This is a genomic window from Eubacterium sp. AF17-7 (genome assembly GCF_003461285.1).
In the GTDB taxonomy this organism is placed as follows: Bacteria; Bacillota; Clostridia; order Lachnospirales; family Lachnospiraceae; genus Eubacterium_U; species Eubacterium_U album.
This window is the reverse complement of the sequence record NZ_QTWU01000006.1, coordinates 1-13670: the sequence shown is the minus strand read 5'-3', so window position 1 is coordinate 13670 and position 13670 is coordinate 1. Positions and strand designations below refer to the sequence as shown.

Genomic DNA, 13670 nt, shown 5'->3' with positions numbered 1-13670 from the left:
AAAAAGTCTTGGGCACAGCACACCAAGACTAATAAAGTGCAACTGGCTGCCATTTTAAAGGCCCTATAGCTTTGCGTCACAGGTTTTCACCTGCTTTGCTAAATATATTTACTATATTTATAGTATATCGCTTTTTTTGATATATACAATGCGATTTACAATTTGTTTACAGTTTTCGTGAATTTGTCTATACAAATTCACGTTTACTATAAAAATTTCTTTAAATATGAAATACCTTTTTCAATCTTTCATCTTCATATAATACCTTCTTTGCCAAATCTCTATATTCTTTTTCATGTAAATAAGTATGTCTGTGAGGCTTTATTGAAGGTGCCATATCTATTGCCTTTTCATAGTCTTTGATATCCAAGTCTAATTTCTTAACAAAATTCCAAAATCCCGTATCGGTAAATATTGTATTTACTCTCTTATATCTGTGATTCTGAACAACGCTCATTAGATAAGTTGCAATGCCAACCTGGACTCCGTGTAATTGTGGTACAGGAAGCATTTTATCAAGAGCATGTGAAATCAAATGTTCACTTCCACTTGTAGGTGCACTTCCTCCTGCAATTTCATTTGCGATTCCACTCATTGCAAGCGAGTCTAACAACTCTTTTAAGAACAAATCATCTTTAATACTTTCAAACGGTGTTCTTACAAAACTATTTACAGCCTTTTTTGCAATCATCATTGCAAAATCATTTAACTCTGTATAACCTTTTTGGTCTTCATACACCCAGTCATAAAGTGCCGTAATTTTTGATACCATATCTCCAATTCCTGAATAAATAAATTTTTCAGGAGCACTTTTTATTATCTGTGTGTCGGCAACAATTCCATATGCCATTCTTGCCGGAACCGATGTACGTCTTCCATTAACAAGAAGTGATGCACTAGCACTTGAAAAGCCATCACTGGATGCTGAAGTAGGCACGCTTATAAATGGTAATTTTCTAAGATATGCGGCATATTTTGCACCGTCAATAACTTTACCACCACCAATACCTACTACAACCTGTGCTTTAGAATCAATGTCAAATGCAATCCCTATCAATTCTTCTATTTTAATTGAATCCATTTCTCTGTAGCCAAGCACATTGACTCCTGCATCTTTAAGTGACTTCATTACTGTTTCACCAAACATGTCTATTAAATCATTTCCAAAATATATTACGGCATTAGACATTCCACTCGATTTAATATAAGTACCAAGATTTTCTAATGTTCCTTTTCCGACTTTCAAAATTGTAGGTATTGCTATATGACTTCCACCCATTATTGTGACTCCTTTGATTAACTTAATATTATTTATGCCGGGAACATTAATCTAAAACCTATCCAATATGTAATGATTTCAAATATTTCCCGGCATAATAAATTTTATATTTTCTATAAATTATTCTTTGACCAATCCATCAGGCTCTTTGAAAAATTAATTGTTGCTGTTGATGTCCAATGGCATCCGTCACCGCCATCACATGATGATTTCAAATATCCTTTTCCATCATCAAACAAACCTGTGTAATCATAATAATATACATTATCTGTTGCTGCTGCCAAATCTGAGTACGCTTTATTAAATTTCAAACGCTGTGATTTCTTTGGCACATTTGCAGTACTTCTTTTGCCCGTTGGTGCTATTGGAAGAAGGACTATCTGTACATTTTTATTTTTCTTTTTAAGTTTATTTATCATTGTTTTAAAATTGTTGATTGTAGGAGTTGTATTGTCAGTACCTGATTCATTCATTCCTATTAAAAAATATACTCTGTCAGGATTATATGATGCAACTTTTTCTATACCTGTAGCACTTTTTCCATTAACTTTAAATTTCTTTGAATTTATAAATCCTGAACTACTTACACCTACACTACTTATAAAATGTGTTCCCTTTGGATACTGATTCTTTGCCCAAAGTTCAATTCCTTCAACATAGCATTCTCCTGCAACTACAATACTTAAATCTTTAGTTGCAGCCTTTACATATTTAGCCTTTGAAAGACTGCTTTCTCCCATGCTTCCGGCAACTGTTCTTATAGCCTGCACTTTATAGTAGTATTTTTGACCGCCTACTGTATTTGTATCCACGTAATTTCTGGTAGTTGTTGATGTAAGAAGACTATAAGTTCCACCCTTTGTTGTAGCTCTGTATACTTTGTAACTATTCGCTTTTTTTACACGATTCCATTTAATCTTAACTTGTTTTTCAGTTTTATTCTTTACTTTAACTGTCGGAGCATTTAAAATTATGCTCTGATTTTTTTCGTGATTTTTTACAGTTTCTGCCTTAACATTTTTTACATATGAATACTTCTGAATCCCATTGTCAAATGAACTCATTTCACACATTCCTGCCAAAATAAGTGCTATTGCACACGCCCATGTAAAAGTAATAAATTTTTTCATAATTATAATCCACCTTTCTGATAAAATAGCAATGTCTAAAAATCCATACTAAGTCTTGTTTCAACATTAGGTCTTACATATGTGTTTGCGACATGCTGATGCTTTGGATTTGTCTGATATGCCTTCAATGCATCCTCATTTTCAAATTCACTATCCATCATTATATCAGCAGATGAAGATGGCAAATATTCTATTCGGATATTCATTTTTAACAATCCGTCAATCTTTCCTTCCAATGCTTCTAAATTTTCCTTTATATCTTTCTTAGCCTGTACCTTTTCTTCTTCTGTTAATGTTTCCTTTAGCTTCCATAAAATAATATGCTTTACCATTTCATGCCTCCTAAAATTTATTCTTTCCACACCATTGTAACCGACCTAAATAGTTTTTTCAATTGTTGTAGACATTCATATTTTCATTATGGTACTATAACTTTTGAAAACGATAAATTTATTATTAAGAATTAATTAAAATTTAAGGTCAATATCATTACATTTTTAATCTGACAAAATTTAGCAAAATTGCATTTGTCGTCGCTGGTTCAAATCGACATATATGTAGTTTGAATGAAACCATCGTTTGAAATTCAAACTACATGTTGAAGATTTAGAACTGTTGCGAGTGACAAGTTGCACAAGCGTAATTCTGTTAATTTTGTCAGATTGAAATATAAATGAAATTATACTTATTTACGGAAAGGATATTTTAATATGGCAGCAGAAACAAAATTTACCGGGACTGATACTTATGTAGCATCTGACGATTTATTAGCAGCAGTTGAGGTTGCAACAAAGCTTCAAAAGCCTTTGCTAGTTAAGGGAGAACCGGGAACAGGTAAAACTATGCTTGCTGAGGCAGTTGCTAAAGCTCTCGACAAAGAATTATTAATTTGGAACATAAAATCTACAACTAAAGCTCAGGACGGTTTATATATTTACGATACAATTCAAAGATTATATGACAGCCAGTTTGGTGTAGATGGTGTGGATGATATCAGCAGATATATCAAACTTGGAAAACTTGGAGAAGCCTTCAAAAAAGAGGAGCAGGTTATTTTATTAATTGATGAAATAGATAAGGCTGATTTGGAATTTCCTAACGATCTTCTTTGGGAACTTGATAAAATGGAATTTTATATTAATGAAACTAAAGAAACTGTTAAGGCAAAAATCCGTCCTATAGTTATCATTACTTCAAATGCTGAAAAGGAACTTCCTGACGCATTTTTACGTCGTTGTATTTTCCACTATATTTCATTTCCAAATGCAGATTTAATGAGACAGATTGTTAATGCTCATTTTGAAAATTTAGAAGAACATTTGCTTGAGCAGGCAATGAAAACATTTTACTGGATTAGAAGTATTAGAGATGTTAGAAAGAAACCTAGCACATCTGAATTTATAGATTGGATTAGAGCTCTTATGATTGGTGGCGTTGACCCTGATTCTATTGAGAAAACACTTCCATATCTTGGTGTTTTAATTAAGAAGGATGAAGATTTAGAAACAATAAAACAGATGAGCTTATAGGAGGGAATTTATGTTTACTGACTTTTTCTATGTATTGAAAAATCACGGATTAAACATTTCTACCACCGAATGGCTTATGCTTATGGACGCACTTGATAAAGATTTGGCCCATTCAAATTTTACTGATTTTTATTATCTTTGCCGTACAATTTTAGTTAAAAGCGAAGGTGATTATGACAAATTTGATATTGCCTTTCAGGAATATTTTAACGATATAAAAGATAATTCTTTTGATATGAGTAAAATTGATGCATGGCTGCACAATGATGTTGAAACGGGCAAGAAAACTTACCCAAGCAAATATATAGACAAGCGTACCGAGCGTGAAGCCAAGGAAGTTCATCGTAAATTTGAGGAACGACTTGGTGAACAGAAAACTGAGCATCACGGTGGAACTTACTGGATTGGTATGGGCGGTGGCTCTGAATTTGGTAAAAGAGGTCACGTAGCCGGTGGTATTCAGTTAGGAAATGAAGCCGGAATGAAAACTGCTTTCACTGTTATGGGCGAAAGACGTTATAAAGATTTCAGACGTGATACAAAACTTACAATGCGACAGTTTCAGGTTGCTTTCCGTGAACTTCGCCAATATTCAAGAAAACTTGATTTGCCAAAAACTGAACTTGATATCGACGGAACAATTAATTCAACCTGTAATCAGGGTGGTTATTTAAAATTAGAATTTCAACAGCCAAGAAAAAATACTGTAAAGCTTATGCTTTTATTTGACAGTGGTGGTTCGATGTATCCTTATAGTTCTTTGTGTAACGAGCTTTTTCAGGCTGTGCATAAAGCTAATCATTTTAAGGATGTAAAAACTTTTTACTTCCACAATTGTATTTATGCTAAATTATATAAAACACCTGAATGCGCAAGTGGTGACTGGATAGATACTACATGGGCATTTAGAAATTATGATAAGGATTATAAAGTAATTATTGTTGGCGATGCAGGTATGGCACCTGAAGAATTCAAAGATAAAAACGGTAATTACAGTGGTCCAAACGGTGGACTTTCAGGTAAGGAATGGATTGAACTTTTTAAGAAGAAATATCCACACAGCATTTGGTTAAATCCTTCATATCACTATGGAGATTTGAACAATATGTACTGGATGGAATCTGAAAGAGTAATTCGCGAAAACATCGATATGTTTCCTTTAACTGTTGATGGACTTAAGCGTGGCATTAAAACACTTATGTATGATAAGAAGAAATAAAGGCTCGTGGATGCGTCTGACGACTTGTGATTGTGTAAGTCGGACTTGATTTACGGATAATATTAAATCAATTTTCGTCCGTAATATATTTTAGTAATTTAATTATTTTGAATTCTACAATTAAATTATGTAAACCAAATTACGGATAATTTTTCAATTTGAAATATTATCCGTAATTTTATTTTTACTTTAATTTATACTGAACCTATGGCCGTGGGCACATACACTTCATCTGTTAATTCTGCATTTTTATCTGCTGTCCCTGTATTAAAGGATATCTCACAAGGCTTTCCCCTTCAAGATTTTCCTTATGCATATCAACTGCAGTAATCTGATTATTTTCATAAGTAGTGTAATAGTAAATTCCCTTTGTCGCATTGCAGCATGAAGTATAAATAGTTATTTCGTATTTACCCTCATCTACTTCACAACATCCTCTTTGTTGTTCAACTGAACCTAAAATATGAAAGAACTGACTAACACTCTCATTTTCCGTTTCCCCTGATTTGGAATTCATTTTTGTAAACGCTACTCTTACAAATCTTGACCCTGAAGACAAATCTCCCGGCATTCCAATTGCACCCATTCCTCTGCTATATGAATTAAGTTGCAAATTATCTGAGAAACTGTTAGTCGGTTGTTTTGATGATAAATGCATGTAATTGTTAAGTTGAAACATCTGCTGTTCAAATGGTGGATTATTAGTCAATACCCCTACCGGATTGTCATATACATGTAATCCCGATTCAGTTGATTCAACTGTTATTGCTTCATTTGCATCTGCTATAATCCAGTGAAGACTTGCCGCCGGCAATTGCTCGCTAAACTGAGTTCCTACTAAATTCATTTCACTTAATACTTTTCGTGCCTCTTTTACTGATTCACATTGTCTAAGTATCCATGGTATAAATTCGTATTGTGCTACATTTTTAGTGTCAGATTTTACTTCACTGTACACAGCATTTCCTACGAAATTGAGTCCTGCCATTCCTAATCCTTTTTCATTTATCGCATCATAATATAAAGGATAATCATTTACAACAAATGCCATTCCAATAATTGCATAATTATTTTTTGCCTCAATTCCATGTCTGAATTTCAATTTATAGTTTCTTGGTGTAATCGTAACTTCCTCATTATAAGAAAATTCGTAATCAAGTGTTCTGCCAAAATAAAAATCTTTTGTCTTATATGTTGCTGCTGTACACATATAATTTCCTCCATTTTCTACTTATAATATTTAATTTGTAAAATAGGTAAGTTTAATTTTAGGATGTTCCACTGCTTGGAGCCAGTAATGGTTCAAAAATTATTACACTTCAATATAATATGGACATATGTCTTCATATTTCCCATTTTTCAATCTGAATCCATTAGGTATTATACCCAATTGTTTAAATCCAACACGTTCGTATAAATGTCTTGCATGTACATTTGTTGCCACTACAGCATTAAACTGAAGCACTTTATAGCCATTATCGTAAGCTTTTAAAATGCAGTCTTTTACTAGTTTTTCTCCAATATGCAATCCTCTGCTTTTTGATGATACTGTGTAACTTGCGTTACAGATATGTCCGCATCTTCCTACATTATTTGGATGCAGAATGTATAAGCCTAAAATTTTTTTTCATCATTCAATTCTTCCATTCATAAAAAACCCCTACATATCTGCCAATATGTAGGGTGATTCTGCCATCATTAATTATTATTTTTATGCTCATCCCAATTTGTAAAACCTATATCGATTTTATCATACTTTATTGCTCAGTTCCAGTATTTTTCTCCCTATTGCAACACCTGAACCGAAAACGCTATTGTCTGTGGTGGAATGCTTGCCGTCTGGAAATTTGCATGATTTATTCTAACTAATTGTCCCGGTCTTAAGTTTCGTAATCTGATTCTGTTTCCTTCTCTGTCTGTTATAACTGTATTATTATTTACGATAAATCTCGTTTGTGAATTAATATCATTTCTATTTCCCGTATAAAAAGAGCTGTTCTCCAAATCTATAGATGCAATTCTGTCTATTGTTACTGAGCTAACCGATTGCTGACTTCTTCCCTGTACAATAATTAAAAATGCATTTGCCTGTGGTGGAATACTTCTTGTCATAGCACCTGAAAAAATTGCATTAATCCACATACCTTCCTGTATGCAACAAGTACATAAATTTTGTCCTCTAAAGTTAATAATTTTTGTATTTCTATTTATATTTAATCTGACCTGCTGCCTATTGTTTCTTCCCATTGATGTATCATTATATGAAACTACAATGTAGCCTCCCGCAGTATTAAAACATACCGATTCTTCAACAAACCCATTATCTATTCTCATTATATTTCCTAATTGAAACATAAGTCCATTTACATTACTATCCACCATAAACCTCATATTATACTTCTGATAATATTTATTATATGTTTAATTAAGATAAAAGTGTTGAAATGAGATTTACTGTACATAACAAAAATGGTGATATTGGTTCCCATTCATACTAATCCCCGAATTACACCATATTGGGCAATGAATACAAAAAAACGTTGAACTAATCTTTTTAGCTCAACGTTTCTTTTTTATTAAGTAAAATTATTTAATTGTAACTTTCTTCTTTGCTGAGTATGGACTGTAAATCTTCTTGCCATTGTTTTCAAAGTAACTTCTTACTCTTACATAATATGTTTTCTTTGCTTTTAATTTCTTAATTTTGATTGATGTCTTCTTTGTTGTCTTAACCTTTGCAGCTTTCATGTTCTTCTTTAATGAATACTGAACTTCATATTTTTTTGCTCCGCTTGATTTCTTAAACTTTACAACCATAGCTTTCTTCTTAGGTGTTACTTTTGTAACTTTAACCTGTGAAGGTGACATAATATCAGCTACAACAGAGAAATCTTTTACTTCGATTGTACCACTCATGTTGTTTTCATCTTCATATTCTCTTAATAATGCACCGAATGCAAATTTAACACCTACTGTAGGATTTTTAACTCCACTCTGGTATTCTGACTTAAGTGATGGAATCATAAATGATGCTGTTACTGTAACCCATCCGTCATCTGCTGTATTCTTGCTATCAAGTGCGATAAATGATGAGAAATCTTTGTTGATGTTAGCATCGCCTGTTGTAAGAACACTTGCGCCACCAATTGTTGCTGTTAAATTTGTTAAATCTAATGCAGCACCATCTTTATCATTATTATCAAATACTTTGAAGTGAACATGTTTAACATAGTTATATTTTCCTGTTCCTTCATTATAAGCTGTACCATCAGCTCTTTCTACTGTCTTTGTAAGTTCATTTGATAATGTACTCTTAATCTTGAATGAAAGATTGTAATATCTTCCTCTTTCAACGTTCATAATCTGAGTTGCTGTAACTCCCCATGGATTAGACTGTGTAACTTTTCCTGTGAATGGATTCCAGTTAGCACTCCATCCTGTACTTACAACATTCATTGTAAATGATGAAGCTGTCTTAGCTGTTAAAGATGCATTTTCACCATAACTCTTGTAAGCATTAGCTGTGTTCATGTAACTCTGACCATCTTTAATTAACTTGTCTTCCCATTCACCATTGTCTTCTCTTGTATGAAGAGAATATGATGTCCATTCATTCTGTGATACGTTAGTTCCCTGTGCAACTGCTGCTGATGTAACTCCTGCTGCACCAATAATCATTGTTGCTGACATAGCTACTGCAGTAATCTGTTTAAATAACTTTCTCATTTTTCTTCTCCTTTTCAATTTGTTACTCTAATCATATATCGAAAACGTTTTTATTTCAATAAAAGAATGCAATTTTGTTGTTAAAATTTTCTTAATTTTATCTGAAAAATGTTATTTGATTGTTAAATTTGAATAAATAACCTATTTACACAATTCTTCTTAATTCGACCTTTCGATTTAACACTCCTTTTTTCCAAATCATCAAATATACTTTAAATTCTATTGAGTCTTTTACCTCAACAAAAGGTTCTTCAGTAATGACTGATGCCTCAATTCCATCTTTACTTAACTCTTCCTTTAACTGTTCTGCTTTCTTTATATATTTTTCTAATTTTTCATTTTCTTTTCCAAAATTTCTCACAGGATAATTTTCCGACGCTTTCACAAATATATTTACCAAATAATCAACCAATTCTTTGTGAGAATTTCTATGTAACATAGAAGCTATAATTTTTGCGACACATTTTTCAGGATGATTTTTATAAAATTTCAGCATCCTTTGCATTTTTCTGTCTCTAGTCAATTCTGCCATATCATACATTACCTGAATTGCTTCATTTGACGGAGTCCATGGATCGTCTTTTGGAACAATATATTTTTGTGGCACTGACGGATAGCAGCAATAATTTAAAGGTGGAAAATCCGACAAATGTGCTAATTTTAATTCTTGATTATTACAATACTCTTCTCCTAAATATTCCCTTTTGTCCCGCACTATTGCAATCTTATATTCAATATTTCTTAAATATTCGTATCCTTTCACCCAAAAATGTCCGATTTTTCCGTAGTTGTATAAATGATTTTCCATGTACATTTTTTGAAAAAATATTGAAAATACTGATTCATTCTGATGTACTACCATAACATATTCTTTTTCATTTCCGGTTAGTGAAGCTGTAACACTACCTTCAAATTTACTATCATATGTGCCTGTTAGTCTTGCATTGTCAAATACAATGAAGCTTTCCACTGCATCATTCATTATGTATATCAGTCTGATTTTTCCATTCTCAGGTTTATCTGATACAAGTTCAAACTGCCCCGATTCTAGCAGTCTTTCTAAATTATATAAAGTCTCAAGTTCTTCCTGTTCATATTCTGTATTTTCATTTGTAACATCTATGCTTTGATTTTCCATTGTTTTTCTCCAAATTTATTATTAATCTCTTTTTATGATTATCATTCTTACGAATTTTTATAAAATAAAACAAGTTTAATTTAATAATAACTTTTTATATACGATACCTATTCGTAGCACGAACCAATCCATAGGCATCAAAGTTGGTAGCTTTTGCCCCAACATCTTATATATTTATTATACAGTATTGTCTGTACAATTTTTATATCTTTTACGTAATATTTTAATATAAAATTAATGATTTATTATTTATCATAAATGCATAAAGCAACTTAAATATATGTTTTATATTTTCACACCATGTTATAAAATATATATACAATTTATTTTTTCTAATTATACAAATGAAAGGACTTAAGTGATTTTTATGAGAAGAAAAGACCGTGAAATAACAGATTTTAATGAAATAATCGAAATAATCCGCAAGTGTGACTGTTGCAGACTTGCCTTTAATGATAAGGATTTTCCTTATATTGTACCTCTTAATTTTGGATTACATGTTGATGGCGATAAAGTCGAACTATATTTCCATTGTGCTAAGGAAGGAACTAAATTAGATTTAATCAGACAAGATAACAGAGCCACATTTGAAATGGATTGTGGTCACAGATTTATAATGTATGAAGAAAGAATGTCATGTACCATGGGGTATGAAAGCGTCATTGGACACGGAACCATTGAATTTGTACCGGATGAAGATAAATTTGATGCATTAAAAATTCTTATGGCTCAGTATCACGAAGAAGATTTCAAATTTAATACAGATATGATGAAAGTTACTACTGTCTTTAAACTTGTTGTTTCTGATATGACAGGTAAAAGAAGAAATAATGTTCATTAATTAATGTAAAATATTATAATTGGGTAATATTGTAGGAATGCGTAGCATGGGACAATCATACACATTCTTGGCTGATTAAATATTTCTCTCTGATTGTGGAAATACGTAGCATGGGACAATCCAAAGGTATCAAAGTTGATGGCTTTTTCCCCGACATCATATCAAATAAAAGATTAACTAAAAAAAGAAATCCATATATTAACAGGTACCGCTCTAAAATTGCACTCTTTGTCAGTAATTAGAATCTGATACCATGCTACATTGGATTTCTTTTTTATGTTTTAAATATTTTTATTTCTTTTCTTTTTTCTATATTCTCTTGGACTTTCTCCCATCATTTTTTTAAAAATTTCTGCAAAATAGCTTGAACCGTTAAATCCACATTCATAAGCAATTTCCGTCATTTTCATATCTGTTCCTAAAATCAAATCGATACTTTTATTTATTCTGTATTCCGTGAGATAATCATTAGGACTTTTGTTCATTATTCCTTTAAATATCTTGCAACACTGGCTTCTACTTACATTTCCCGCTGCTGCAATTTCTTCCAGACTAATTGTATTTTTATAATTCGACTGAATAAAGCCAATCATTCTATGTAAGGTATCTGTCCACGGTGACACTCCAATTCTCTCTACACCTTTACAATTTAATCTCTTTATTATTGCTGACATTAATTTGTAAGCTCCTGCAACCATATCAAATTCATAAGCATCCACCTTTTTTTCCAATCGTGACATCATTGTATTAAATGTATTTGTCAATTCATCATGACCTCTGTCTCCTTTTCTAAATACAAAACTCGAAAACTTAGAGTCGTAAAAAAATGGATTTACGTATTTTTCTGCCAATTGCTTCGGATACACTAAAACGTTTGTAGGAACTAATATTCCATCAAATACACATTCCTCATAATTAATATGTCTATGTCCATGAATTTGCTGGCTGTTAACAAATATAATATCTCCTTCGTTCAATTCTATTACATTATCATTTACTAAATAATTTATTCTTCCTGAAACAACTCTTATAAATTCTATATCATCATGCCAATGCATTATCCCACACATATTAGGATAACTTGACTGTTTTTCTCTCATAGCATATATCGGAATACTTTCAATGGTATATGGTACAATTTCAGAATTGTCCGTTCTAAGTTTAATGTTTTTTATTCTTTCCATAAATTCCTACCTCTAAACAATTTATTTGAGATTAAATAGTTTATAGATACTAATTCTATAGTCTATTTTTATATTCTAAAATTTCAAATAGTGTATATAACATATATATGTACGATTGTTATAATTTTTGTGTACTATTGTTATATTTATTTTATCCGATTGTTGTATTATTTTTATATAATTATAGCATATTTTCTATTTTTGTATACTATTGTTATAATATTTAAATTTGATATTTATATTATTTTTGCATATTTTTATGTATTATACTTATAGAAACTAAATCTTTCATAAATATATAAAAAGGAGGCACCTAGATATGATTAAAGAAATTGAATATGAATGGGACGAAGAACTTATGGACCTTGTGCCTGTTAAGAAATAACTTAACTTCCGGCAGACAGCTGTACTAAAATAGTGCATCGCAAAAAAATTTCATAATATCACTTAAAAAGAAGCATTTCCAAATTATGTAAATGCTTCTTTTAACTGTTACATACCCTGTTCCTCTTTTATTAATTGTTATTGCATAGGTTTTCAGTTTTTTCATTTTCTTTTTGAACAAAAAATATCCAAAAATAATATATGAATATTCCTATATTTATTACCGCCAAAACCGTAAGCATATGTTCCTGCTTGAATAAATATGATGAATAAGTAAAAAATGTAATTAATTGTAATATAATACATGGAATAATCGTACGCTTATAAAGCAATGCAAGCATAATTGCAAATATCTCATATAAATATCCATATCTCTCATGCATGTGCGGCATAGTAAGTACTGCTATGTATACAAAAATAAATGCCAACTGTAAAATTTGTTCTTTATTAATGTTTGACATTTTTTTCATTAAATAATAAAAAATCATTCCTATTATGCATATTGATATCATTGTAGCAGCAGTTGAATATTTTATATTTAAATCTGCCATCTCTGTAGAGAATATGGCCCATAATCCCGGATAATTAGATGTGAGACTTGAATTATAAGCCTGTGTCTGATTTTTAAAAATTAAAAACACATCCCAAATTTTTCTACCATAAATAATTCCAACACCACTTAAAACAATCATCATAAATGGTACATAAAAAATTTTTATAATAGAAAATTGTTTCTTTATCAGATAAATTATAAAAATAAATGGGAGCAAAAATATAGCCTGCAATTTTAATGAAAGAGCAACCCCATATGCGATAAACATAAAAGAATACTTTTCTTTTATACAAAAATATATTGTCCACACACAAAAGGTTGCATATATCGAATCGCATTGTGCCCATGCCGATGAATTAAATATAACTATAGGTGAACATACAACAAGTACGAAAGTCCAAATCATATACAAACGATTTTCAGTTAATTCTCTAATGACCATAACACATGCTAATGCCAATAAATAATCAAAAATGCACGATATCACCTTATATGTCACTAATGGTTTAAGCGGTAAATATGTAAATAAGGCAATTAGTGTCTGGTACAAAATACAATAATCACCTGTCTGTTTAGAAAGTGCATCTAAGCCTCCGCTATTTTTAATTTCTTCATACCATGGTAGTAAGAAATAATGAGTCTGTGAAATAAAGTCTGTAAATAGACATTCTATGATAAGTGATGGAG

The 13670-nt window shown here is 31.3% G+C and carries 12 protein-coding genes, 1 pseudogene and 1 riboswitch; of the genes and pseudogenes, 3 read left to right on the top strand and 10 right to left on the bottom strand.

Annotation, left to right across the window (positions count from 1 at the left end):
* Positions 1-34 precede the first annotated feature (34 nt).
* Positions 35-110, bottom strand: a riboswitch (cyclic di-GMP riboswitch).
* Positions 111-220: 110 nt separating this feature from the next.
* The 3 genes from DWW96_RS07165 to DWW96_RS07155 form a co-directional block, all read right to left on the bottom strand.
* Positions 221-1279, bottom strand: a complete 1059-nt coding sequence (locus tag DWW96_RS07165; RefSeq protein ID WP_117909956.1) for an iron-containing alcohol dehydrogenase family protein — start codon at positions 1277-1279, stop codon at positions 221-223.
* 113 nt (positions 1280-1392) lie between these two features.
* Positions 1393-2409 (bottom strand): SGNH/GDSL hydrolase family protein, encoded by a 1017-nt coding sequence (locus DWW96_RS07160; protein ID WP_117909955.1) that lies wholly within the window; start codon positions 2407-2409, stop codon positions 1393-1395.
* 35 nt (positions 2410-2444) lie between these two features.
* Positions 2445-2741 carry a Dabb family protein gene (locus DWW96_RS07155; protein WP_117909954.1) on the bottom strand — a complete coding sequence of 99 codons (297 nt, stop codon included), beginning with the start codon at positions 2739-2741 and terminating at the stop codon, positions 2445-2447.
* 378 nt (positions 2742-3119) lie between these two features.
* On the opposite strand from DWW96_RS07155, the gene DWW96_RS07150 reads away from it, so the two are divergent.
* The gene (locus DWW96_RS07150; RefSeq protein WP_022088541.1) at positions 3120-3938 is read left to right on the top strand and encodes a MoxR family ATPase; all 819 of its coding nucleotides are present in this window, start codon (positions 3120-3122) and stop codon (positions 3936-3938) included.
* A 10-nt stretch (positions 3939-3948) separates the two neighbouring features.
* Entirely contained in the window at positions 3949-5157 is a 1209-nt protein-coding gene (locus tag DWW96_RS07145) for a VWA domain-containing protein (RefSeq protein ID WP_199522680.1), read from the top strand.
* Positions 5158-5392: 235 nt separating this feature from the next.
* Here DWW96_RS07145 and bsh read toward each other — a convergent pair whose 3' ends face one another.
* From bsh to DWW96_RS07120, 5 genes and pseudogenes are all read right to left on the bottom strand, one after another.
* The gene (gene bsh, locus DWW96_RS07140) at positions 5393-6367 is read right to left on the bottom strand and encodes a choloylglycine hydrolase (RefSeq protein ID WP_117909953.1); all 975 of its coding nucleotides are present in this window, start codon (positions 6365-6367) and stop codon (positions 5393-5395) included.
* A gap of 102 nt (positions 6368-6469) precedes the next feature.
* Positions 6470-6781: pseudogene (locus tag DWW96_RS07135) on the bottom strand (GNAT family N-acetyltransferase); the annotation flags it as partial.
* Positions 6782-6942: 161 nt separating this feature from the next.
* On the bottom strand, positions 6943-7539 hold the full coding sequence (locus DWW96_RS07130) for a hypothetical protein (RefSeq protein ID WP_347496337.1): 597 nt from the start codon (positions 7537-7539) through the stop codon (positions 6943-6945).
* A 204-nt stretch (positions 7540-7743) separates the two neighbouring features.
* The gene (locus DWW96_RS07125; RefSeq protein WP_117909951.1) at positions 7744-8883 is read right to left on the bottom strand and encodes a hypothetical protein; all 1140 of its coding nucleotides are present in this window, start codon (positions 8881-8883) and stop codon (positions 7744-7746) included.
* 145 nt (positions 8884-9028) lie between these two features.
* Complete coding sequence (locus tag DWW96_RS07120; protein WP_117909950.1) at positions 9029-10021, bottom strand: DUF3878 family protein; 993 nt, start codon at positions 10019-10021, stop codon at positions 9029-9031.
* Between the two features lie 367 nt (positions 10022-10388).
* On the opposite strand from DWW96_RS07120, the gene DWW96_RS07115 reads away from it, so the two are divergent.
* Positions 10389-10862, top strand: coding sequence for a pyridoxamine 5'-phosphate oxidase family protein (locus DWW96_RS07115; RefSeq protein ID WP_117909949.1), 474 nt, complete (start codon positions 10389-10391; stop codon positions 10860-10862).
* 281 nt (positions 10863-11143) lie between these two features.
* Here DWW96_RS07115 and DWW96_RS07110 read toward each other — a convergent pair whose 3' ends face one another.
* Together DWW96_RS07110 and DWW96_RS13975 are read right to left on the bottom strand one after the other, a co-directional pair.
* Complete coding sequence (locus DWW96_RS07110; protein ID WP_022088533.1) at positions 11144-12046, bottom strand: AraC family transcriptional regulator; 903 nt, start codon at positions 12044-12046, stop codon at positions 11144-11146.
* A 515-nt stretch (positions 12047-12561) separates the two neighbouring features.
* Positions 12562-13670 (bottom strand): hypothetical protein (locus DWW96_RS13975; RefSeq protein WP_158562661.1); only part of this gene is annotated, 1109 nt, incomplete at its 5' end.